The sequence below is a fragment of the Poriferisphaera sp. WC338 genome (assembly GCF_050931845.1).
GTDB lineage: Bacteria > Planctomycetota > Phycisphaerae > Phycisphaerales > Phycisphaeraceae > Poriferisphaera.
Genome location: NZ_CP194516.1, coordinates 609,085 through 635,324 on the forward strand (window position 1 = coordinate 609,085; position 26,240 = coordinate 635,324).

A 26,240-nucleotide genomic window follows, 5' to 3' on the forward strand; every position below is an offset into this window, starting at 1 on the left:
GTTGTGACAATCATAACACTGCTGTCAGGAAATGAAGGAACATTTATGAGACGGATTGCAAACGGGACCGGCTGGGGCTGGGGATGTATGTGGGCATTATTATTTAGTTTGAGTCTGAGCGCTTGTGCGAAGGAGTTGAAGCATACCTTCCGATATGAGAGCGCAGAAGATGTTCAATCGGTATCGGTGGTAGGCGGTTTTAATGAGTGGAATGCGAAAGCAACACCTATGGCACGCGGGGCGGACGGGGTTTGGGCTGTTGAGGTTCCGCTTGAGGAAGGGCTTCATCACTATAAATTCGTTCTTAATGGGGAAAAGCACATTGCAGACCCTGAAAGCGATCCTGCGCTTGGCGAGGGGGATGGTTATGGCGGTGAGAATTCGGGTGTTGATATCAGTGTCGAGCCGAATAAGGTTAAGCTTTCAGTAGAAGAACTTGCTGAAGAAGAATCAATCCTCCGCGAAATGAAAGGCAGCGATGAACGTGTAGGTGGTGGCAAGTACCTACATCGATTTGTTTATCGTCCGGGACGTTTTGTGCAAGGCAAGATCAATTCTGTCTCAGTGGCTGGTTCGTTTAATGGTTGGAATAAAGATACGAACCTCATGAAGCACATTGGTAACGGTGTGTATGAGGTGAGAATCCCTCTCGGTAAGGGCGTGCATTTCTATAAATTCGTTGTCAACGGCAACCGTTGGATGAACGATCCTGCAAGTGAAAAACAATTGGAACAACCCGACGGCCACAATGGTGTGAACAGTGCTGCATTGGTCGGACCTGATGGGCGCGAACTACCTAAGCCGAAGGATAATCACATCCGCATGGATGTGGTTGAGCTTGAAAGCTTTAACGTATTCGAAAAGGGAAGGGCAATCATTCAGCTTCGCACGCAAGCAAAGGATGTGGACAGTGTGACGTTATGGTTTGCAGAGGGAGAGCAGAATCAATGGCAATCAGTAGTGATGAATCCCGTCGATCGTGCTTTAGGCTTTGACGTATATGGCGTGATTGCACGCAGTAATCAGAAACAAATCCGTTACTACTTTGCCGTTCAAGATGGCGATGTGGTTTGTTTTGTTGGTCGCGACGGTTCACATGAGGATGCTGAGATGGCCAAGCAGTATTCTTATGCAGGGGAAATGGCTCCTGCATTTGAAACACCTGCATGGGCGAAGCACGTGGTTTGGTATCAGATTTTTCCCGAACGTTTCCGCAACGGTGAAACAGCAAACGATCCTAAAGGCACTAAGCGTTGGACTAGCAATTGGTGGGAAACACTGCCTGGCGAAAAGCCAGGTGCAGAAAATTTTTACTCAGGCGTGGGTAATGTTTGGTGGCGACGCTATGGCGGTGACATGCAGGGTGTGAAAGAGGCGCTGCCTTACCTGCGCGAGCTTGGTGTGACCGCGATCTACTTTAACCCTATTTTCGAAGGCGAAAGTATGCATAAATATGATGCATCAGACTATCGCCATGTTGATGATAACTTTGGGGTAAAAGGCGATCTCGAAAAGCTCAGCGGCGAAACTATGGACCCCACGACGTGGCAGTGGTCCGAAAGCGACAAGGTTTTCCTCGATTTCATTGAGGAGGCGCATCGGCAGGGTTTCAAGATTGTGATTGATGGTGTGTTTAATCATGTTGGCCGTGCACACTACGCTTTCCAGGATGTGCTTAAGAATGGCAAAGCTTCAAAGTATGCAGACTGGTTTGAAATCACCGATTGGGGTAATGGCGGTGAACCTGGCAAAGTTGGTGGTATTCAATGGGTCGCATGGGATGGACCAAGCGGGGCGCTACCTGCCTTCAAGAAAGATCCTGTGAAAGGACTTGCTGATGGGCCGCGCCAACATATCTTCGATATCACAAATCGATGGATGGCGCCCAACGGCGATCCGAGCAAGGGTATCGATGGTTGGCGACTTGATGTCCCCGGTGATATTCCGCATCCGTTTTGGATTGAATGGCGGAAACTGGTGAAATCGATCAATCCCGACGCATACATCAGTGGCGAAATTTGGCATTGGGCGCAAGATTGGCTTCAAGGCGATCAGTTTGACGCAGTGATGAATTATCGTTTCGCACAAGCAGCTCAAGATTTCTTTGTCGATGTGAAGGATCAGATTCCGCCGACGGAATTGGCTGCTCGGCTGAATCGTGTGGCGTACAACTATCCTTTCCAAGTATCACTTGTGCAGCAGAATCTTTTTGACAGTCACGACACAGATCGTTTTGCATCCATGTTTGTCAATCCTGACCTGCCATATGATGGAGCAAATCGTTTGCAGGATAGCGGTCCGCGCTACGAGAAACGTCGGCCAAGCAAAATTGAATATCGACGGATGTTGCAAGCATTCGGTTTTCAGATGACATACGTTGGCGCGCCAATGATTTACTACGGTAATGAAGCTGGCATGTGGAGTCCGGATGATCCTTCCAACCGTCAACCGATGACATGGCCCGGCATGAAGTTCGATCAGCCTTATGTTGGTTTCAAGCAGGATATTTTTGATGAAACGCAGAAATGGATTGCGCTTCGTGCTGCACTTTTGCCTTTACGTACCGGTTTCTATCGCCCCATTATCACCAATGACACAAAGAACATTTTTGGTTTTGCACGCGATGTTGATGATCAGCATGTTTATGTGGTGATCAATCGTAGCCGCAAGTCGCGGAAGGTCAGTGTGCCGATTTCACGTGATGATTGGAACAAGCCGTTGGTCAACCTTATGGGTAAAGATCAAAGCTACGTGGTGTATGAAAATGATGATGCGACAGCCCGTCCCACGCTGGAGTTAAGTGATTCAGCGACAAACTATCAGGCACAAAACGGCAACATGGAAATAACCATACCGGCATACGGTACAGCGGTTCTCGTGAATCGTGAAATGATGGAATAAGTTTACTACGGGCGAGCCGACGAGCTGGCTGGGGAGCGCAGCCCGGCTCACCTGTGGTAAACAACGTAACAGGGAAAAGTTTCTGTTTAGGATTTGATACGCGTGGCGAAAGCTACAGAAGAGAGACAGGATGACAATCGCAAAAGCACTACGCACATTGCTGATCGCCGCGACTGTATTGCTTGTGGTATGGGCGTTCATTGATGTGAGCGTCCGAATGGTGCGCATGAATAGCGAAGCTTCAGAGAAAGGTAAAACGGTTCTGACTGTTTTGCACTGGGGCGACACCGAAGAAGAAGCCATTGTTGAGAAGCTGGTTCGTGAGTTTGAATCTTCACATCCCACAATCAAAGTAAAGCGTCTACATGCCAATGACTATGACGCCAAGCTTAAAACCATGCTTGCCGCCGGTACGCCCCCCGATCTTTTTTATCTGCGTTATGAAGATGTTGCTGAGTTTGCTGACACCGATATGGTGCTGAACCTTTCGCCATTGATCCAGAAAGATCGTGAACAGAATAGCGGCTACGCGATGACCGATGAGTTCTACCCCATCCTCATCGATGCGTTTCGCTTTGATAAGGACGCGCAACGGCAAGGGCAGGGCGATCTATTTGGGATCGCCAAAGACTTCACGACCATGGTCATGTACCTCAACGTGGATCTTTTCAAAAGAGCCGGTATAAAAATACCTTACGATGGCTGGACATTGGACGAATATCGTGATGCCATGAAAAAAATCCGGGCGCTGAGTATCCCTGGCGATAAGAACGAGCAATACTATGGCGGCGTGCTTAAGACATGGCCGGCCATGATCCGCAATCTTGTCTGGTTAAATGATGGCGCTTTCTTCGGTGGCAAATTCAATGATGATTTTACAAACGTCGAGCTTGAACAAGATGGTGCACAAGGCATGCTCAATCTGATTCGTCAGATGCGCATGGACGATGATAGCGTTTATAACCCTACCGGCATCAGTCAGAATGAAGACGATATGTTCCGCCGTGGCAAGATCGGTTCCATCGGGCCGCTCGGACGTTGGATGACCCCGCAGTATCGAAAGATTACCGAGTTTGATTGGGACATCGTTCCGTTGCCACATCGTACACAAACCGTGAGTAATATCGCCACGGTTTCATGGGCTATTTCTGCCGGGACGAAAAATTCCGATGCATCATATGAACTTTTAAAATTTCTTTGTGGTGAAGACGGTCAGATCATGACCAGTGAGCTTGGCCTCGCTATGCCCTGCATGAAGCGCGTCGGAGAAAGTGATGCCTTTCTTTCACCGGGCCAGAAACCCAAGAATGCGCAGCTTTTCCTCGATATGATTGATAAGAGTCGGCTTGCTCAGAACCCTCGGCTTAAAAAGTTTGATAGCATTGTAGACAGTGAGATGCAGAAAACTTTGCAGCTTGACAAAAAGACACCGATGGAAGCTGCGGAGGCGATTCAATCGCGTTGGCTGAAAGAACTCGAATCACCACTTAATAACAAGGCCTATTCACGTGTGCCATGGGTGAAAGTGGTTTCTGTAACGGGTGTGCTTCTCGCACTCGCCATTACCGTTCTTTGGTGGTTTGCACGAAAGGAAAAACTTGGCTCGCTTGATAAAGCTCAGGAACGTACGGGCTATCTATTCATCTCGCCGTGGCTTATTGGTTTCTTGCTCTTGGTTCTTGGTCCGATGATTCTTTCGCTTGTTCTTGCATTCACCAAGTGGTCTGCTATGGCGCCACTTAGTAGTGCAGAGTTTGTAGGTTTTGATAATTTTATACACATCTTCAAATTCGATAAAGATTTTTCGCAATCATTATGGGTCACTGCGTATTTCACAATCCTTTGTGTACCGGTGACACAGGTTGCAGCCATCTTGGTTGCATTACTGATGAATGTATCTGCAAAGGGAATTTCGTTCTTCCGCACAGCATACTTCGTTCCCTCAGTGGTGACCGGTGTGGCATTGGTCACGTTATGGATCACAATTTTTAATAACGACAACGGAATGCTCAATCAGTTCTTGAATCTCTTCCTCGAACCGTTTGGCTATCAAGCACCGGACTGGTTCGGTAAAGATGCGGAATGGTTCGCTGTTCCTGCATTGGTCATCATGTCGCTATGGGGCGTCGGTGGCGGAATGGTTATTTACCTAGCAGGGTTAAAAGGTATTCCGCAATCACTCTATGAAGCGGCCACTATTGACGGCGCCGGCCCGGTCAAGAAATTCTTCGCCGTGACGATGCCGATGCTGTCTCCGCTCATTTTCTTCAATCTGGTCATGGGCATCATCGGTTCATTCCAAGTGTTCACACAAGCCTATGTTATCCGCGGTTCTTCTGGCGGCACCAACGAAAACCTGATGTTCTATGTCCTGAACCTTTACGACAACGCCTTCCGTTTGCATAAAATGGGCTACGCAAGTGCATTGGCGTGGATCCTCTTTATCATCATCCTCATCATGACCCTGCTCGTTTTCCGCGGGTCGAAAAACATGGTGCACTACGAAGGGCTTAAAGCATGAGCACATTAACGCAAAAGCCTAACTTGAAGATAGACGACGCCCCGCTTTCAAAACCTGATATGAAGCTGCGATCAATGAAGCGGCAGCAAATGGCCGGCAAGATCTTTATCTATACGCTTCTGATCGGAGGGGGCTCCATGCTTATGCTGCCATTCCTCTGGCTCATCAGCAACAGCCTAAAAACCGACCAAGAGATCAGCAACATTGGCCAGTTCTTCCCCTCGGTGTTTCAGTGGGGCAACTATCTTGAAGCGCTGAAGAAGATGGGATTGGATATAAGCGGTTGGTTGCCGCATTTCCCCGCACTGGCGAACACGATTGTGATCACGGTGTTGTGTGTCATCGGGCAGGTTGTCTCCAGCAGTTTGGTCGGTTATGGATTTGCACGCTACAGATTTCGTGGCCGCAACATTCTGTTTATGATCATGCTTTCAACCATGATGCTTCCCGCACAGGTGACGATGATCCCGGTCTTTCTGATGTTCCGTTCAGTGGGTTGGATTGATTCGCTCTTGCCATTGATCGTGCCTGCATGGTTCGGTACACCGTTCTTTATCTTTATGTTCCGTCAGTTTTTCGCGCAAATTCCGGAATCACTACTTGAGGCTGCCCGCATTGATGGGGCATCCAGCTTCAAGATTTACTGGCGTATCATGTTGCCACTTTCTGCGCCGGTGATCGCCATTGTGGCGATTTACACCTTCATGTTTGCGTGGAATGATTTTATGAGCCCGCTGATTTACTTAAACAGTCCAGAGATGCGGACGTTGGCGTTAGAGCTCAACACATTCAACGGCCAATACGGGGTGCAAAGCCGTGAATTACTTATGGCGGCTAGTTTCCTCACCATGCTCCCATGCATCGTTCTTTTCTTCGCAGCTCAGAAGTACTTCATGGACAACGCTGCAAGCTCCGGTATGAAGGGCTAGTCAATGAAACCTGTTACATACAGCTGTTTATTAGCCATGTGCTACTAGCGGCATACACGAGAGAAGCTCTGCCCAAAGGTGGAGCTTTTTTTAAGTGATTTTTCTGTTGCAACACCCAAGGTAATTTGTAAGAATCTGGCAATCTCTATTTTAGATTGTTTGTGAGGTCTCAGGATTGGGAACAACCGCCCATGAGGACTCGAGGCAACGGGACATGAGGAATGGTACACCAAGCGATATGTGCATCATTTCTTTTTTTATGCGCCTCCCGGAGGGTGATGGGTTCGCAGTGCAAGTGGATTCGATGTGATTTGACGAATGCACAGTAGATATAAAAAAACCTCGCTGTAAATAACGAGGTTTGGTAGTTAATCTAATATCGGTGATTAAGCGGTCACAGCTTCTTGTGACGGTGCGAGGCTGAGGTTTTTTCCATACGTGCCCGGCTCAAAAATATGGATCTTACTTGTGTCGATGTAGAGTTTCACTTGGCTGTCAATCGCGATTTGCTGTGCTTTTACACGTGCAACCAGTCGTGAGCCAGTAGATGTGTCCAAGAACATATCCATGGTGTCGCCCAGTGGTTCGATCACGTTTACAGTTAACTCGGCTGTACATGCCTCATCGTTTGCATGCTCATTTGGTTGAAGGAACAAGCCTTCGGGACGCAAGCCGAGAGATACTTCTTGGCCGACTTTACCGCTCACTTGTGACGCTTGTTGTGCAGAAAGCTTGATTGATAGACCAGAGCCTTCAAAATACGTGTCGCCATCTTTTGCGATGAGTGATCCATCCGCAAAATTCATCGGTGGCGTGCCAAGGAAGCCAGCTACAAAGCGGTTTACTGGCCGCTCATATACGGTCAACGGCGCGTCAACCTGCTGGATCAAGCCTTCGCTCATGACCACGACTCGATCGCCAAGCGTCATCGCTTCTTCCTGGTCGTGTGTCACGTAAATGGTGGTTGTTTGCAGTTTGTGGTGCAAGCGTTTGAGTTCCGCACGCGTTTCAACACGCAGCTTTGCATCGAGGTTAGAAAGCGGTTCGTCAAAAAGGAACGCTGCCGGCTGGCGGACGATTGCGCGGCCAACTGCTACACGCTGGCGCTGACCACCAGACAAAGCTTTTGGCTTACGCTCTAGTAATTCATCCAATCCAAGGATTGATGATGCCCAGCGAACACGTTCATCGATGTCCGCCTTTTTCATGCCGCGTAGCTTCAGGCCAAATGCCATGTTCTTATAAACAGTCATGTGCGGATAAAGTGCATAGTTCTGGAACACCATGGCAATGTCTCGATCCTTTGGCGGGACATCATTCACTACACGCTCACCAATCGAAACTGTGCCGCCCGTGATTTCTTCCAAGCCAGCAACCATGCGGAGCGTGGTGGACTTGCCGCAGCCTGACGGCCCGACCAGCACAATAAATTCCGCATCTTCAATATGTAGATTGATTCCCTTCACAGCTTGGAAGCCGCCGGGATAAACCTTCTCAACATCTTTAATAATGACTTCTGCCAATGTATGCGCCTTTCGATCTTCGTAGATCACGAAGTAAACACGAGGTTGCAGATTGCAACTGTTTAATATCAAACCACTTGCCGACGACAGCCCACCCGTCTGCGGCATACACGAGAAGGCCACATTGTACCATATATTGCCCCCAGGTTACAAATGATTTCCATTTGGCTGCTGTATGTAACTTCTTACATTGCAGGTTAATAGCGATCTTTCACTCTTATAATAGCTTGATAGGGGCCCTTTAGGCGATAGTCGCATAAGAGGGAGGTTTGGTCTTGTACACGGTTAAAAGCACTTCCATCTAACGGCCGAGTGTTGCCAGATGACTCATCCGATATTTTCGGGGCGATGTGCCCATGTACTCGCCGAAGATTTTGTAGAAATGTCCGAGGCTGTCGAATCCACATTCGTAGCAGATCTCGATGATCTCTTTCGTGCTGATGCGCAGTTGTCCTGCCGCATAGACCATTCGCGCCTGATTGATTACATATGTGGCTGTTTGCCCAACACATTGCTTCAACGTTGCGTTTACATGTTCAGGTGTGCGACCAGCTAATTCAGCAAGTGCCTGAGCGCCGCCTTGGAAATGTTCTGGTTCACTATATTGATCAAGCGCACGTGCTAACCAATCCGGCAAGTCATGGGTATTTGCAGCGTCATGATCAGATTTCAAATGATGCATTAAATCAAGTAAGAAACGATCAACTTCAAGTTGAGTCCGAGGGGAGCGGTCCAATTCATCAGCCTTATGCATGAGCGTTTGTAAATAGCTTGCGTCAAGATGATGTCGTTTGGGCAGCTTCTCTGTTTGCCAGAAAAAGCAATCATCATGCTCAAAGTATCGGCTATGTAATGTTTCTGCGGTTTCAGTTGAAAGCGCAAGGTTAGTTAGCACGAATCCGTCTGTATTGATTGCGCTAAAACCGTGGGAATCTGTCGGGCGAATCCAGATGAGATCACCACGTTGCAGCTTTTTGGCTTCGCCATTGATGTGATGGAGCCCACACCCGCGTTCGATCCAGAACACTTCTGGATAATCCTGTGTGTGTATAGATCGCGGTTCCTGTGCGGCCATGTGCATTCGCGCTAAATGATATCGATCATCATTCGGTACGATCTGTTGCCATCTATAATGCTCCATAATCTTTGTATACCAGAATAATTAATTGAATGCCAGAAGATCCCATCTTCACAGTCAATTTATGATTGAAGTGTCAGGATGATGGTCTCATAGCGCGACCATGTATCATAGTTCATCCATGCAACGGAGTAAGTGTATGTCTATCAAACTCATTGAAGCCATTAGTGCTGGCGAACTCATGCAGGGCCGTGGCTTTGCTCCTTCTTATCCTGAGCCTCTGGCTCTCGAACGCGCCTTCACGCGCACATACCGCGCTCATCAGCATACGAGTAAGATTGACCGCGAACTCGCTTGCCTAGAGGTTATGTATCCTGCTATTTTCCAGCCGCTTGAACAGGGCGATCTGCTTGCAGGCCGAATCCGCATGCCGATGGTGGGTTTCAGCGCCGAGCCGGGCGGACTGGGCTACTACTGCCGCGAGGCTGACATCTGTGCTGCTTTGGAAGAGTTGACGTTCACCAATCATGAGCGTGAAGAAATCGAAGAGATGCTGGACTACTGGCGGCCGCGCACAACGCAACACAAAACACGTGCCGCGTTCCCGCCTGAGATGAAACGCTACATGCCGGAAGATGAATACTGGGATCACCCCGGCGTCGCGTTTCCGCTTTACCGCATGGCCGGTGCGACCTTGGATTATCAGAAACTTCTTCACTTGGGTATCCCCGGCCTGAAAGCCGAGTGTCTCCGCCAGGCTAATACGGCAGAGGATGATCAAGCCCGCGAACTCTACCTCGGCATGATTCGGGCGCTCGACCTACTTGTCCGGGCGTTACGTTATTACCACCGTCAAGTCCAAGCTCAACTAGAACATATCACTGATGAGCACGAAGAGACTGCGCTTAGCGACCTTGCCTCTGCGCTTGAAGCGCTTACACGCCGTGCTCCCGAATCGTTTCTTGAAGCTACGCAACTTTTCTGGCTCTACGCACTCATGTCCACCACTTGGAACTATGGTCGGATGGATATTTATCTCGGTCCATTCCTAGCCAAGGATCTTGACGCAGGTCGTATCACCGAAGCCCGCGCGCTTGCCATTGTTCAATCACTTTGGAGATTGCTCAAAGGCTACGACAACATGTTCAACAACCGTGTTTTCATTGGCGGCAAAGGTCGGCCAGATGAAGCCGCTGCTGATCGGTTCGCCATGCTTGCAATCCAGGCTACGCGTACCGTGAGAGAAAATCAGCCGCAACTTTCGCTTCGTTTTTATAACGGCATGAACCCGGAGGTTTATGAAGCGGGATTGAAATCAATCGGCGAGGGGCGCACGTTCCCGATGCTTTACAACGACGACGTGAACATCCCGGCTGTCGCAAATGCCTTTGATGTGACCATCGAAGAAGCCACTCGATACACACCTTTTGGCTGTGGGGAGTATGTCCTTGGCTCCGCTAGCGAAGGTTCACCCAACGGGCTGATCAATCTCGCCAAAGCGCTGGAAGTCACACTCCGAAACGGCTACGATCCGCTCTCCGGCAAGCAGATCGGTCTCGACCTCGGTGACACATCTTCATTCGATACGTTCGAAAAACTCTGGTCTGCCTACACCAAACAGGTCGAGTACTTCACAGCAATGCTTGCCGATCAACAGCTTATCGAATATCAGGTCATGGCCAACGATGCGGCATGTTTGTTTATCAGCATGCTGACCGACGATTGTATCGCGCGTGGCAAGCCAGTTTTTGAGGGTGGTGTGCGCTATTTTGGCGGCACCATGGAAACCTATGGCAACATCACCGCCGCTGATTCACTCACCGCCATCAATGAACTGGTTTACAAGCGTAAGCAGCTCACGTTCGATGAGATCATCCGCGCTTGCGACACCAACTTCTTGGATCATGGCGATATTCGTCGTCAGCTTCTTTCTGCACCAAAATTTGGTAATGATCATCAGGATGCTGACAGCATGGCGCAGCGATTGCACGATCATGTTTGCCGCTTCACCCGTGAGCAGGCTGAACGCATCGGGTTGCATCATTATTTGGTCGTGGTGATCAACAACTCGACCAATGTTGATCTTGGCAATCACACGTCCGCATCTGCTGATGGTCGATCACGTGGCGACGCGCTCAGTAACGCTGTCAACCCATTCCCGGGTATGGACCGCAACGGTACAACCGCGTTCCTCAATTCATTGGTGAAGCTTGACCCGACTCATCATGCCGGCGCGGTACACAACATGAAGTTTGCAAGCGAAATGTTTACCCGCCATCTCCCCAAGCTGCGTGCTATGCTCGATACCTATTTCAAACAGGGCGGCTCGCAAGCCATGATTAGTGTTCTATCAAGAGATGATCTTGAATCAGCCTTGAAAGAGCCTGAAAAATGGGGCCACCTCATGGTCCGCGTGGGTGGTTACAGTGCACGGTACATTGATCTTTCTCCCGGCATTCAACACGAAATCCTCCGACGCACCCTCAACGAGTAGTATTCATGATCACCCAACACACCGGCATGGTTTTTGACGTCCAGCGAACTTCTTTGCTCGATGGGCCCGGCCTGCGCACCACAGTCTTTCTCAAAGGTTGTCCGCTCCGTTGCGCATGGTGTCATAACCCGGAGTCGCAACAACGCAAGCCCGAGCTTAGCTTCCGTGCGGATCGTTGTACTGGCTGCCGTACATGCGAATCATCATGTTCGCGAGACGTACACCTCTTTGTCATGAACGGTCGGCACGAACTTGACCGCAGCAAATGCAACGGCTGCAACGCTTGTGTGCAGAGCTGCCCCAGTGAAGCGCTCAAGCTCTACGGCCAAACCCGATCCATTAACGGCATTATGGATATCGTCAAACGCGATATACCCTACTACAATCAATCTGGCGGCGGGCTCACCATCTCCGGCGGCGAACCACTCACACAAATCGACTTCGCCGTTGCACTATTGCAAGCCGCTCAAGATCAAGGCATCCACACCTGCGTCGAAACCTGCGGCCACGTCTCGCTTCGCAACATCCAACGCGTTCAACAAGTCACCGACCTGTTCCTTTATGACGTTAAAGCGATCGACAGCGAATTGCATCGCAAACTCACACAGGTCGGCAATGAGCGCATCCTCAGCAATCTCAGATATCTTCATGACTCCGGCGCAGACATTATCTTGCGCTGCCCAATTATCCCCGGCCAGAACGACGCGCCGTACATGCTCCGTCAGCTTGTCGAACTGATCCGTTCGCTACCTAAGATTCGCAGTGTTGAGATCATGCCGTACCACGACACTGGTCGCGACAAATATGAACGGCTCGGCCGCACCTGTGATCCTATGCCGTCAACCGTGCCGAGAGAGCAGGGCATGCAGTGGGTCAACACCCTCAAGCAGCTCGATCTCGGTGTACCGGTGACTCTTTCCAACTGATTACGTATATAAAATTATATACGAAGACATTTGTTGGTTATAAATAGAATAAATGATCTAAACATGATTGATATACGTTTGTCTGAAGAACGAGAATAATCGTTAAGTATATCTATAAATCTATCATCTATTTTGTTAATATAAATAGCTATATGAATAGAGATAAACAGATCAAATTTTCTATGCTGATGATTTTGGCATTTGCATTTCTGGGGTGCGCTGAGGTTAATAGTGTTGTAAAAGAATTTACACAATCACACAGAAATGTCATAGTTATCCAACGGGATGGTTTGGAGATTGGTATTTGGCCTGAAGCCGGGGGAAGGGCAGTAACATTCAAACGTGAGGGAAGCCCAAACATCTTGGATAACACAGTTTTGTCCACTGAGTACCAGCTTCCCATGCCAGAAGCCGACACTCCTTGGCAGAACCTGAAGGGGCACATTGTTTGGGTGGGGCCGCAATCCGATTTCTGGTCACAGCAGAATGTAAATCCAAGAGCTAATGTAAGGAAGGCTATTTGGCCGCCTGATCCTTTTTCTGAACTTGGTCGTTACATTGTGATAGATCAAGATTCAGCTTTTGTTGAGCTTCGTGGTCCAGTTAGTCCAGTTACTGGTCTTCAACTCACAAAGCGATATGAATTACTCAGTGGTCAAAAAGCAAGATTAACTGTAACTGCAAAAAATATGCGTAATCAACCAGTTTCTTGGGGGTTATGGTCAAACACACGAGTTCATACAGATGCAATTGCCTATGTACATTTAGATTCACTTAACGCAGTTCGTTATGAACAAAATTCGAAGTCTGTTGAATTCGATCAAGCGGCCCATGCTTTTCGCATAGAAGGTGATGAAATATTTACCATTCCGTCATATGAGAGAGACAGAGATAATAAAGGTCTTGCTACTAAAGCTCAAATTTCAATGCGCGATGCCGTAATCCATGCTGTGATAGGGGCATGGATATTTACTAAGCAGCGTATAACGCCGACAAATGCAATTCACCCACAGCATAGCGATATAGAAATATATGTAGACAATCATATGGAATCTCCAATTTTAGAATTAGAGATGCACGGCGATTATCAACTGATTGATCCAAGAGAATCTATACAGTGGTCTGAAGAATGGCAGTTAACAGAACGTTAACCAGATCATTTCTTTATATATCCTAACTAGCGTTATAGCCAGATGGAGCATACGTTCAATGCCATCACCATGTCGAATTTATATTGTTAAAGCAATATTGATATTATTCTAGATAAGCAAGATTTAAGAGATTACATGTTAACTAACTAACGTGATGCCATGTTCACGCGAGTTGTATCGAAACGAGTTTCTGCGGCAACCATCACATTATGTGTGATTGCGTGAATCAGCAATCATAAGTACACGATTTGGTCTAGCATTTTAGTCGGATAGGATCCCTCTGTAATAGCAGGTATGGTGATAGTAGTAAGCAAAAAACAATAGCTAACGGTTCTGGTATGACGTTAATGGTTCCGTTGGGGGCTGTTATTGAAAGCGGATTTCCAATACTATCAAAAAGATCTGTATTGAAAGAACCCGCTACACCTGAGAGCAATAAATCATATGAGCCACTATCCATACCAACAGTACTAAAAGTAACTGTCGCAAGTAACCCGTCTTCTAAGACTGTTGAAACTACATCAATTGTACTTTGTCGAGCAAGATCGAATGTGACAACATCGGTTTGAGTGGGGGAACCATCTGCAAAGATTGTGTTTGAAATGAGATCAATATGTGTGATCACTGGCCCGGTGTTATCGCCGCCAAGGTCAATGCCACCATCACCCACTTGAATGTCAAATTCTAAGCCGATAGCTGGTGTTGTTATGCCACTTATAAAGAATGAAATTTCCTGGTCTGCTGCATTTGGTAATAAGTTAATCGTTTGGTTAACGCCATATTGGATTGATGGCGCTGCCAAGCACGGTGACGAAAGAATAAAGGCACTAAGTGCAGCTGTTTGTATGATTTGTTTTTTCATATTGTTTCGCCTCCAGTGTTAAGGATTCTTCATGAAAGAATACTGTTAGTTAAGGACGATGGCCAGATAATCAGTTCGGCGTAATCAGAATAACCGGTGTAAAACCAGATTGATGTGTTCGTGTAATGCTGATATCACTCAGATTTACACGGCCATCACGATTATGGTCATACTTGTTGTTGATTGCAGCGACACCAAATCCTGTCTGGTTGCTGCGTGTTGCCGCAATATCTGACAAATTAACTTTAGCATCGGTTGGACTGTTTCCAGTTTCGCCTACAATATTGCCAAAATAGAATACTTGATCTTCAGTAAAGCCTGTATTTGCATTTGCTAGAATGCGAATTTCAAGCCATTGATTTTTTATGGCATGATCTGCCCAAGTCAACACAACGCGATCTGATCCACTTTCGCCACTGCCAGCGAGTGTATAAATACTCTGTGGTGGTGGTGCGATTGTCCAGTTTGATGGTATACCTGTATTTCCAATGCGGAATTCAAAATCAGATGCGCTAAGACCACTCAAATTACTATTGTCCGCAATATCAATCATGATCCCGTTAAGGCCATTGACATAGCTGGAATAGTTGTTGAATGTTGCAGTTTGGCCGTGTAACAATGGTTGTTTATCTATTGCGATCGCGTCATTGTCGCTCGTGGTGTCGAATGATGAGTTATTGTAGAACAGATGGCTGCCGACGAGTGTTGCTGATTCACTGGCATCGACACTAATCGTAACAGTGGTGGTATTGCTATCTTGTGTTCCGTCGTTAGCTTTATAGGTGAAGCTGTCTTGGCCGTTGAAATCAGGATTTGGTGTATATGAGAAGCTGCCATCACTATTGAGTGTGAGGGTTCCGCTTGAAGGGTCTGATACTTTGATTGCCGATAGTGGATCGCCATCGCTGTCAATATCGTTACTCAGTAAGCCAGGGGCAGAAACAATTAGCGGTGTATTTGTGTTTGTGTTGTAGCTGTCAGCTGTTGCGATCGGAGCGGTATTTGGTATTGGAACGCTGTTTACCCAAAAGGCTGTCGCCTGAGCGCCACGGAAAGTGCCGCTGCTGGTTGGTCCGGCACCGATCCCCCAGCCGTTGTAGCCTGAAGTAAGTGGACTGTTGGTATCAGTGGCGCTTAGGTGTGCGATAATAGCGCCATCTTGTTTTAAGCTTGCAGTAAGTTGTGTTGTATCGCCAATATCCTTGGCGCTCAGTGTTATCGTATAGGTACTTGTTCCGCCAGATGTGGCGAATGCTTGTGTGGCAAGAAGAATCTCAGTTGTGTAGCCGGTTTGTTTCCGGATTGATATAGTGTCGCCAGACATCAATGCGTAATACATAACATAAGTATTGGTATCTTCATTCGCGTTTTGGCGAACTGCAACAATTGTGCGAACGTTACTTGAGTCGCCATTAACAAATTGAAATTCAAGGGATGCATCAACGTTACCTGTGTACCATCCATCGTTGTTATCATTGATTCCATCGCCGTCATCACTGGTATCTAGAACGGTGGTATAAAATTCATTGTATCGTGCAGAGACATTAACATTGCCACCGGACCAATCTACATTGAGATGTGTTTCGGGGATTTCGCCCAAGATGCCGATCTGGGCTTCATTGACATCGGAGGAAACATCGGTAGCAAAATTTGTATTGTAGCCGTTGCTGCCTATAGGAAGCACTTTAATCGCGATTTCATCGTGGCTTTGTAATTCGCCATCATTGGCTGTAAATCGCAGAATATAGTTTCCGGGAGTGTTAAATGTCGCAGTTGTGTTCTCTGCATTGGCATCTGCAAATGTAACGATGCCGGGGCCAGATTGTTTGGTCCATATCGTCGTTAAGTTTGTGGAGGAGGCAGTAAGATTGTCATAGCTGACTGCGCTGTCGAGATTAACTTGGTTCAGCGGTAATGTAATTGTTTCGTTATTGCCTGCATTTACTGTTGGGGCGACATTGATGTGATTAGAGAGGAGGCCTTGGCTTGGGTTGTAATAGCTGCCGCTTCCAGTTACTTGCAACTTAATTGCGCGCACCATGTACACATTTGTTGAGCTGGGATTGGCATCTACGTATGTGGTGCCAGTAATTAGGTCTGGATGAATGCGTTCAAATTGACCATTTATTGCTTCGGCACGATAGATGTAATAGCCGGCAATATCAGTATCTTGTGAAGCAGTCCATGAAAGCTCGACCGAACTGCCTAAGTCAGTTTCTTGAAGATCTGTTGGCGGTGACACGGGGAACAAGCGGATTGTCGGATCGCCCAGCAGGTCGGTCACAACCTGTCGTTTATAGTTACTGGAGGGTAAATCAAACCCTTCGCCGTTAAGCGACATTTTGAACGCATATCCAATCGTTTCACCTGCGCCCATTGGGTGGAGTAGCATGACGGGGCTGCCGGCATAAATGACGGCCATCGTTTTCCCTTTGGCGGCAAGGATCGATCTCAAAAAAGCATTTTGAACGTCCCATTCCCCGTAGAAACTAGCCCAAGATGTGAATATTGCCGAGTTCACTCCAGGCGATTCTGCAAAATCTTGCACCGTTCCCATGCCCCATGTGCTTACATAGCTTCCGCCGCCGCGATACCAGCAGCTTAACCAATACGATTTATTCTCTTGGTGGTCCCAGAATTCAGGATCTGGTAGACCCATACCCGCTTTTACGAATGGGCGATAGTCTGTCCCAAATAAAGGTCCGCTAGCGAGATACCCGGTATGAGAGTTTTGGTTTTCGCCTGTATACAGATTTTCATCAAACGTGAAGTGATTGTGTCTGTAGCTATGGTTCTTTTGTAGGTAGCGACGAAGTAATGCGACGTTGCTTTCGGAATAGGCAGGCAAGTTGTTAAAAGAAATGCGCCCGACCTGCAAGTCAACATCTGAAGGGATTTGTGTTTGATCGAATTTTCCATCACCCGGATGGTTTGTCCACCATGAGTTTGTGTCGTTGGAATTATTTACTGTGTTGTCTGTCCAGTTGCCATCAATATCACCGTAGTAGGCATCTGCCGGAAAAGGTCTTGAGCCATGGCCGTCAGGATTGGTCCATCCCGAGAACGGAACCGGGATGTCCCCCAAAAGTACTAGCGATGTTGTGCGTATTGGATCTTCATTGTATGCCGCTGAAATTTTAGCTTTAACCTCAGGCGGTGAGTCTGATGGAGAAACAGTAATTTGCTTCACCTGGTAGCCACTGCCAACGAGGTCTTGCTTGTATAGGTTGATTTCAGAAACAAGCTGCGGGGCGGTTACATTATCTGTAACAAGCAAAAGGATTCCATTATCTTCGATCGCGGGCGTTTTGATACCTGCGGCGATGTATGAATTTTTATTGCCTGTATCGACGCGGTATAAGTAGCGAACGCCCGGTGCTGCGGTGGAGTCTACGTAAGTCGTTGTTTCTGACCACGGGACCGTTGCGATTGGTGATCCCCAGTTATTTGTTCCTGATAGGTTGTCTGTGCGATAGATTGACGCATCGGTTTTGGGAAATGACCAATGGTTTTCTCGATAGAACTTGAGCGTAATAGAGCTGGATCCCGTTGTTTCGACTGCACTTAGATAATTGTGGGGGTCAGCCGCCTCGCTTAAACGAGGCAGCGTAAACGCCGCCACAAGTACCAATCCTCTGAAAAGTAAACCAATGTGTCTTAGTTTCAACCGAGCTCCGACCCGACTCCAGGATTTCTTTTGCGAGGACTGGCTCATCAATAGGTCTCTCCCAATTGGCCGATAATTTCACTAATTAAGATTAAGTAATTTATCATATATTAACCTATATGTCAAATAAATTTATGCATAAAGGGTGCTCTTAGCCTGGAGTTGCTGGAGGTTTGGTTGGGCAGATTTGATTCCATGTTTACGGTTTTTTTAATAGAAAAATACTGGACATGCCGTTATCTGGGGGTATCTTTCGGCTTGTAAGCTCGGCAAAATAAGGATTATCCCGATTATTGGGGGTGCCGCTCTTGACGTTGGGGAGCGTTCCTGTATATTCGATCTTAATAAAAGGTTAACCATAATTTAATCATCTCAAGGCAGAGTGGTTTATGGCATTTGATCATTTGATCATTTGATCGCTTCTTCAGGAATCAGGTTTTTGAAATAGAAATTGGCAGGTACTTTTTGGATTGCAGGAATTTCTTCTTGCCCCATTGTGGTGGCCATTGAGATTCTTCACATCAACACATTCTTGCGCATGTCTGGAAATGAGACGGGGCGATCGCCAGGTAACCGCTAAAGCAAAGGAATATCCCATTGAATAAGCAAAAACAAAAATTGCATTTTTCAGTGCTACTGCTTTTGAGCTTTTCGCTGTTTGTTCCCTGTGTGAGTGCTTCGACACTGAATATGAACGTTGGTGAGGTTACTAGTAGTACCGTGACCTTGGGGTGGGAGGCAGTCGCGAATGCATCGGAAGTTCGGATTTATCTGGCTTCGGAGCCATCGTTGGTTGCGGGAGCGAATTTGCCCGGGCAAGTTTTAATTGACACATTGCCAGGTGATCGTACTACTTACAAGGTTGGTCACCTTGCCGCTGAAGTTGATGTTTTTCTACGTGTTGAAGTAGATTCACCAAGTGGATTGGCCAGTGCGAACACGTATGCGCGGACCATTGGGGGACCCAACAGCGGTACCAACGGGCGGGAATCGGAGATCGATACACCACTTCGTTCTATACATGGCTATGCACCTAATGTTCTCCAGCTAGTACTAGCTGAATTTAATGTTGATTGTACAACATCAGAAAGTGCCACGAGCAATGACGGGCCGGTCTGGCAAAAAGGGACTTGGACAATTATGCGGGCGGATGGTTCAGTGATTAATGTCACCGATGTTCACCGGCAGACCACACCTGTCGGGGCATGGAATTATTCATTGGGTTATAGCGCTCCATATAGTGCTCGTATCATTGATATGGATCATCATATTTGGTTGGTATTAGATGAAAATATTGGTAATCAAGAGATCTTAACGATCAATGGTCCGAAGGGGATTCAATTTATACTGCCTTTTAGCGATAAATACCTTGAAAGCACAGCTATACAAGTTAATCAAATAGGATACAATCCTCGGGCGACAGAAAGATGGGCTTACGTTTCGGGATGGATGGGGGATGGTGGTGGTTTAGATTTATCAAACTTTCCTTCTTCTGCGAATGTATTGATTCAGCCTGTTAATGATATGGATCAGCGTAGCATTGCGGCTTCAAGTTTATCGATTACGCAACGGTCTGCCTACGATACAGACTCGGGTGGTTCAGTTGATCAAATTGATTTATCTTCAGTGGCCGCATCTGAAGGAACGCGCTACCGCGTGCAAATTCCTGGCGTAGGTGTTTCATGGGCTACTGCTGTAAGTGAAGAGGCCGCGTTTAAAGCTTATTACACAATTACTCGTGGTTTGTACTATCAGAGATGGGGCGATGATTTAGACGCAAACTATACCGAGTGGGTGCGTGGAACCTCGCATCACACACGCAATGGGCTGGCGTCTCTTGGTGAAAATCCACAGAGTACGTATCCAAGCCTATACGAATCAAATATACCTTTACCATCATCTAGTCCACATTTTTTTCCTGAGAATACACCTAGGAACACACCTATTACTTTAACAGGTGGCCATCATGATGCGTCCGACTATGACATACGTCCCTACCATACGGTTGTTCCGCAATTATTAATGCGTGCTTACGAATTAAATCCGACTCATTTTACTGATGGACAATTAACTATACCTGAAAGCAGTAACGGCGTTCCGGATCTTCTTGATGAAGCTATTTGGAACATTGCCGGTTGGGAAGGATTGCAGGAACCCAATGGCGGAGTTAGAGCAGGGGTTGAGTCTTTTCGGCATCCACTTGGTCTTTATCATGCGGATGATGATGATTTGCCATATTGGACATTTGCTATCGATGTAAATACGACAGCACGTGCTGCGGGCCTCTTTGCGCAGGCAGCGAGATTGATAGAACCTTTTGATGCGGCAAAAGCGTCTGAATTAGAGACTCGTGCGATTAATGCTTACAACTACGCTTCCGCAAATTCAGCAGCGACAGATTTTCTGCTTTATGGCGCAAGTGAACTGTATGCTTTAACCAATCAGGCAATTTATAAAACAAACTTCGAAAATCACTGGAACACCTTGGATAGATGGGGTAATGGGGCATATGACGCAATGCGTATGCGCCAAAACACTGACTATCTAAACGGCAGTTCTATGCCGGATTATACGGTGGGTTATCTTACGGCTCCTTCGGCCAATACGTCTTATATAAATATTGCGAAGAATTCGTTAGATGCAGCAGCAGATGACGCAATCGATATTCTCCAAGCGGCTCATGGTCATCGGAATAGCCGCCCCGATGGCCATGGGGTGTCTTGGGGAGGTGGAACATCCATGGGCCGATACATGGATCCGGTTTATAGCAGATTGCAATTAGGCGATCTTACTGCTGAAGAAGAGCAAAAGTATTTCAACGCGATGAGTATGTCCGCGGATTATGTCATGGGTTGTAATCCTATGGGTATGAGTTGGATTGTTGGCTTGGGGTCAAGATATCCGCGTCAAAGCACACATGCTGATTCGCAATCATTTGTGAAAGAAAATTTGGGGCTCATGCCAGGGATACCTGTGTACGGTCCTGTTAATGGATTGCCTGGCAGTACGGATGCAATTTTCCCGCTTCATGCACTTTACCCAGGTGATGATCATTTGCCAGATTATCGTCGTTATGCAGATACGTGGACGATTATTCCTTGTAGCGAGTTTACGGTCTGGGAGTCTTCTGCTCCACATGTGCAATTATTTGCAGCTTTGTTAGGAGTAAATCAAAGTCCTCCTAATTCATACTTACCAAATAACACTGAACATAGAAATTCATTAACAGCTTTCACGAATAAACGTCCTGTAGTTGAAGCTGGTAATGAGCAGGTTGTTACGCGCAGTGGTTCTAATGTGTCCGTTACTTTAAATGGTTCTTATACTGATGACGGTGCAACTCCCTCAGGTGGTATTACCACGACATGGAGTCTTGGAAGCGGGCCAGCATCTGTTAGTTTTACGAATTCTAGCGCGTTAAGTACTTCTGTAACCTTTACGCGCGGGGGTGAGTATGTTTTGCATTTGGCAGTGGATGATGGCGATAAGACGAGCTTCGATTTTGTTAAAGTGATTGTGTTAGATTCAGAATCCGGTACACCTAGTGTTGATGCCAATAGTGATACGCATATTACAGCGCCTGTCTATAGCGCCGCATTAGATGGTACGGTTACCGGTGCTTCGACGACTTTGTGGAACGTGGCAAGCTCACCAAGCGGGGGCATTGTTACTTTTGCCAATGCTTCAGCAACGGATACGACAGTAACATTTAATATTCCAGGCGTTTATGTGCTGCGCCTTGCTGCAGATAGCGGCACGCTTTATTCAGCTAGTACGATTCTTATTAATGTTCATCCAGAGGGATTCTTAAGTTGGTCGCAAGCAAATGTAGCTGATGCAAACACAATTGCTTTATACCATTTTGATGAAACATCAGGTACCGTTGCAGACAATGCACAAGGATCCTCTAATCGTGATATATCAATGCAAAATGCGGGTGTCTGGCAGAATCAGAATGCATGGGGTGGTAGCGGCGGCCATGTTGATACCAGCGACTATGGTGGAAGTATAAATAATGCAACGCTTCCCCTTGATTGGTCAGACGGCATGACATTAAGTTTTTGGATGCTGGCCTCCGAAAAAGGTACATCCGAAGTGCATCCGGTTCGACTTCAAGGTTCGTCTTCATGGGCGAACGAAACGTTTATAAGTTGGCGATACGATTGGTTTTTAACTTCAGTTTCGACGCATGATAGGACAATAAGCCTTAAAGACCTTGGACTAATAGATCCAACGAGAACGCTCACCTTTGAAGAGGTAACCGATGGGAAGTGGCATCATTACGCCCTGGTTTATACAGGCGACGCAACTGGCAGGGGCCGACTCTATGTAGACAATAAATTGCAAGAGATCAATACCGCCGGCGATACTGAGTGGGATGCTTCTGGCGGATCATTGCAAGCGACAGGCAGATTAATCATCAGTGCTTTTGGTGGCAAGATTGATGAGCTGTTACTTCAAGCAGATGCGATTACAGATTTTTCACATGGTCATGATTCCAGCAAAAACTGGGCGCCTTGGGTTAATGCTGGGGAAGATCAATACTTAATGGGTGAGCATGAAACTGCGACCTTGAAAGCATGGGTGACGGATGATGGTTATACAGGATCCCTATCGACAACATGGACTGTACAATCGGGGCCAGGGATCGTTACCTTTGGCAATATAAATAACGTTAACACCACGGCAGATTTTTCTACATCAGGATCTTACACGCTCCGACTAACCGCAGATGATGGGGTGCTGACAACCTACGATGAAATAACGATTGCCGTTTTAGCGAATCAAGCACCGTCGGTTAGTGCAGGTGCAGATCAAGTTGTTTTGTCAACGTCAACAGCGGATCTTAACGGTTCTGTGATTGATGATGGCCTACCAGGCCCGCCAGCAATACTCACTTACTCCTGGAGTAAAGTCAGTGGCCCCGGCACAGTTTATTTTGCGAACAGTAGTGCTGAAGATACAACGGCCACATTTAGTAGTACCGGTGTATATGTTCTGCGGTTGACTGCCAACGATGGCAATCTTCAGGATGATGACGATGTTATTTTGACAGTTCATAATGCTCCATCAGTTGATGCGGGGCCTGACCAAACTATAAATCTTCCATTTGCGGTTAATTTAGATGGAACGGTAAGCGATGATGGTTTGCCCAATCCACCTGCAAGTACGACCGTAACTTGGAGCAAGGAGTCAGGGCCAGGTACTGTTACTTTCGGAGATGCAAATGCAACAGATACTACCGCAACTTTCGGTGCTGCAGGTACGTATGTCCTGAGGCTTAATGCCAGTGATGGTGCGGCACAAACTCAAGATACAATCACAGTTATTGTAAAAACGCCCGGTACATCACTTTATCAAACTGATTTTGAAACCGATGTGTCGAGTGATTGGACGATGAGTAATGCATCAATTAGTACGACAAATGGATGGATGGCCGTCGCAAGTGGATGGGGTACGATCGGTTATGCATATCCATCTGGCTCAGAAGCAATACATGAGGTAGATGTAAGGATTTCAGGGCATTTTACCGTAGGGAATGGCAACGCAAACGGTTTTGCCGAAATTGCTTGCAGAACTACCGGCACAGGTACAGATGGTATACGTTTGCAGCTAATGGGTAGTGGAAACGTTAATCTATATGATGGCAACACACTACTGGATTCAATCTCGGGTACAGGCATAGAAGCTCGCTTTAACCCTTCTATCTATTTTGAGCTAACCGCTGATGATACTGGTATCACGGGTAAAATCATTCAAAACGCAGGCAATGATGGTAACGGACACAGTTGGAATAGTGTCACTATTAATTTGAGCGGTACTGCGAGTACATATGTTTCAGAAGGCAATGTGCGTTTTCGTGGTCGTTCATATAACGAGCAGCCAAAACTTCTTGATATCAACATTGAAACGCTTACGATAATTAATCAAGCTCCTGTGGCAGTTGCTGATAGCTACAGTACAGATGAGAATACGCAACTAGTTGTTCCAGCTATAGGCGTTTTGAGCAACGATACGGATGCTAATGGGGATCCATTGACTGCGATTTTAGTTAGTGATGTCAGCAATGGTTCTTTGTCTCTACTCAGTAATGGAGGTTTTACTTATACACCGAGCACAGGTTATATTGGCCAAGATAGTTTTACCTATAAAGCAAATGATACTGCGGAAGACAGCAATGTCGTAACCGTTACGATTACGGTTAATGAAGTGAATCAAGCACCGACCGTAAATGCCGGTAGTGATGTTGTGCTTACATTGCCACAGGATCAAACTAATCTCGATGGCACTGTTAATGATGATAATCTTCCGAATCCGCCTAGTAGCGTTACTGTAACTTGGAGTGCACAATCAGGGCCAGGTGTTGTTACTTTCGGAGATGCAAATGCAACAGACACTACCGCAACCTTCACGGCTCCGGGCGAGTACATTTTGCGTTTAACCGCTGATGACAGTGAATTACAAAGTTACGATGAAGTCAAAGTTACCGTAAATCTTACCGGAAGTGGAGGCTATAGTACTGTCTTCGATACAGATGTTTCTTCCGATTTCAACGAGGCTGATATCGGTTTACTTGGTGATACGTCTGGCTCACACTTGACGGTGGATTGGACGGGTGGTGATGTCGATGTATCCTCACGTTACAACAAAATATACACGGTTGTATTGAATACGAGTGATGACGGCGATGGTACAGATGACAATGACGATGGTTGGTATACAGGCGACGTCGATGCGTCACTTGAGTTCCAATTTGATAATAGCGATTCAAGTAACGTTCGTGCCATTGTTTCAGTCCGTCAGAATGCTAATACAGGCGTGAATACGTACCCGTTGTATTATGTGCTGATGTCCGATGATACTCTGTCGATTCGCAAACGAACGGGTTACTCATCGGAGACCGTTTTAGCTACTCAATCATTCACGACCGTCGGTGGGTCAAACGATTATATCTTGCAGCTTAGTGCAACGGACAGTAGTGGTTCCGTGAATCTTAGTGCAAGTCTGAATCAGGACGCGACAAGTATTGCAACGCTCAATGCGACGGATAGTAGTAATCCACTAACTGCGGGCTATATCGGATGGGGCTTGGGTGATGGCCCCAACGGTAACGGCACGTTCCGTGGAGCTAGGATAACGGAGTTTTCTGTTAATGATGGTGCAACTTCAAACACTGCACCAGTTACAGTGGCTGACAGTTACAATACGAATGAAAATGTACAATTGGTTGTTCCTGCTTCGGGCGTTTTGAGTAACGATACTGACAGTGACGGCGATTCACTTTCGGCAATCAAAGTGACTGATCCGACTAATGGCAGTGTGACGCTTAACAGTGATGGTAGCTTTACCTATACACCGAATACCGGTTACATTGGTCAAGACAGTTTCACCTATAAGGCTAATGATGGGACACAAGATGGCAATACTGCTACGGTCGATATTACAGTAAATTCTGTATCAAGCGGCGATTACGATACTGCTTTTACCACGGATGTTTCCTCCGATTTCAACGAGGCTAGTATCGGTTTGCTTGGTGAAACGCCCGGATCACACTTGACAGTAGATTGGACGGGTGGTGATGTCGATGTGTCTGCACGTTACAACAAAATATACACGGCAGTGTTGAATACGAGTGACGATGGCGATGGTACAGATGATAATGATGACGGGTGGTACACAGGTGACGTTGATGCATCGCTTAAATTCCAATTTGATAATAGCGATTCAAGTAACGTTCGTGCCGTTGTTTCAGTTCGTCAAAATGCCAATACAGGTGCGAATACATATCCGTTGTATTATGTGCTGATGTCCGATGACACCCTGTCGATCCGTAAACGAACGGGTTATTCTACAGAAACGGTTTTAGCTACCCAGTCGTTCAGCACTCAAGGTGGGACGAACACCTATACATTGTGGCTGAACGCCATTGATAATGGCGGCAATGTCGATCTTGCGGCAAGTTTGAAGCAAGATGGTACATCAATCGCAACACTCAATGCGACTGATAGCAGTAGTCCATTGACTGCAGGCTATATCGGATGGGGCTTGGGTGATGGCCCTAACGGTAATGGCACATTCAGAGGTGGCGCATTAGTTGGATTTACTGTTAATGAATGATCGCATCCGCATGCGATTGAAGTGAAAGTTATTGCGTGTTCCATGATAATGAATGCGCAATAACTTTTGA

At 46.9% G+C, this 26,240-nt stretch carries 11 protein-coding genes; 7 read left to right on the forward strand and 4 right to left on the reverse strand.

Features of this window, described 5'->3' with window-relative positions; translation table 11 throughout:
* The first annotated feature begins 45 nt into the window (after positions 1 to 45).
* The 3 genes from ACQ6WK_RS02510 to ACQ6WK_RS02520 all read left to right on the forward strand — a co-directional run bounded on the left by ACQ6WK_RS02510 (position 46) and on the right by ACQ6WK_RS02520 (position 6,351).
* Positions 46 to 2,901 carry an alpha amylase N-terminal ig-like domain-containing protein gene (locus tag ACQ6WK_RS02510; protein WP_432799167.1) on the forward strand — a complete coding sequence of 952 codons (2,856 nt, stop codon included), beginning with the start codon at positions 46 to 48 and terminating at the stop codon, positions 2,899 to 2,901.
* A gap of 130 nt (positions 2,902 to 3,031) precedes the next feature.
* Positions 3,032 to 5,422: an extracellular solute-binding protein gene (locus ACQ6WK_RS02515; protein ID WP_432799168.1), complete on the forward strand. Its 2,391-nt coding sequence runs from the start codon at positions 3,032 to 3,034 to the stop codon at positions 5,420 to 5,422.
* The gene (locus tag ACQ6WK_RS02520; protein WP_432799169.1) at positions 5,419 to 6,351 is read left to right on the forward strand and encodes a carbohydrate ABC transporter permease; all 933 of its coding nucleotides are present in this window, start codon (positions 5,419 to 5,421) and stop codon (positions 6,349 to 6,351) included. The genes ACQ6WK_RS02515 and ACQ6WK_RS02520 overlap by 4 nt, the downstream gene beginning before the upstream one ends.
* A 386-nt stretch (positions 6,352 to 6,737) precedes the next feature.
* On the opposite strand, the gene ACQ6WK_RS02525 is transcribed toward ACQ6WK_RS02520, so the two are convergent.
* Both ACQ6WK_RS02525 and ACQ6WK_RS02530 read right to left on the reverse strand, forming a co-directional pair.
* The gene (locus tag ACQ6WK_RS02525) at positions 6,738 to 7,874 is read right to left on the reverse strand and encodes an ABC transporter ATP-binding protein (protein ID WP_432800368.1); all 1,137 of its coding nucleotides are present in this window, start codon (positions 7,872 to 7,874) and stop codon (positions 6,738 to 6,740) included.
* Between the two features lie 301 nt (positions 7,875 to 8,175).
* Positions 8,176 to 8,949, reverse strand: a complete 774-nt coding sequence (locus tag ACQ6WK_RS02530; protein ID WP_432799170.1) for an AraC family transcriptional regulator — start codon at positions 8,947 to 8,949, stop codon at positions 8,176 to 8,178.
* Between the two features lie 202 nt (positions 8,950 to 9,151).
* On the opposite strand from ACQ6WK_RS02530, the gene ACQ6WK_RS02535 reads away from it, so the two are divergent.
* The 3 genes from ACQ6WK_RS02535 to ACQ6WK_RS02545 all read left to right on the forward strand — a co-directional run bounded on the left by ACQ6WK_RS02535 (position 9,152) and on the right by ACQ6WK_RS02545 (position 13,523).
* Complete coding sequence (locus ACQ6WK_RS02535; protein WP_432799171.1) at positions 9,152 to 11,446, forward strand: pyruvate formate lyase family protein; 2,295 nt, start codon at positions 9,152 to 9,154, stop codon at positions 11,444 to 11,446.
* Between the two features lie 5 nt (positions 11,447 to 11,451).
* Entirely contained in the window at positions 11,452 to 12,372 is a 921-nt protein-coding gene (locus tag ACQ6WK_RS02540; RefSeq protein WP_432799172.1) for a glycyl-radical enzyme activating protein, read from the forward strand.
* 152 nt (positions 12,373 to 12,524) lie between these two features.
* On the forward strand, positions 12,525 to 13,523 hold the full coding sequence (locus tag ACQ6WK_RS02545; protein ID WP_432799173.1) for a DUF4380 domain-containing protein: 999 nt from the start codon (positions 12,525 to 12,527) through the stop codon (positions 13,521 to 13,523).
* A gap of 253 nt (positions 13,524 to 13,776) precedes the next feature.
* Here ACQ6WK_RS02545 and ACQ6WK_RS02550 read toward each other — a convergent pair whose 3' ends face one another.
* Together ACQ6WK_RS02550 and ACQ6WK_RS02555 are read right to left on the reverse strand one after the other, a co-directional pair.
* Complete coding sequence (locus ACQ6WK_RS02550) at positions 13,777 to 14,385, reverse strand: hypothetical protein (RefSeq protein ID WP_432799174.1); 609 nt, start codon at positions 14,383 to 14,385, stop codon at positions 13,777 to 13,779.
* A gap of 70 nt (positions 14,386 to 14,455) precedes the next feature.
* Positions 14,456 to 18,052: an Ig-like domain-containing protein gene (locus tag ACQ6WK_RS02555; RefSeq protein WP_432799175.1), complete on the reverse strand. Its 3,597-nt coding sequence runs from the start codon at positions 18,050 to 18,052 to the stop codon at positions 14,456 to 14,458.
* 597 nt (positions 18,053 to 18,649) lie between these two features.
* On the opposite strand from ACQ6WK_RS02555, the gene ACQ6WK_RS02560 reads away from it, so the two are divergent.
* Positions 18,650 to 26,170: a PKD domain-containing protein gene (locus tag ACQ6WK_RS02560; protein WP_432799176.1), complete on the forward strand. Its 7,521-nt coding sequence runs from the start codon at positions 18,650 to 18,652 to the stop codon at positions 26,168 to 26,170.
* Positions 26,171 to 26,240: the final 70 nt, after the last annotated feature.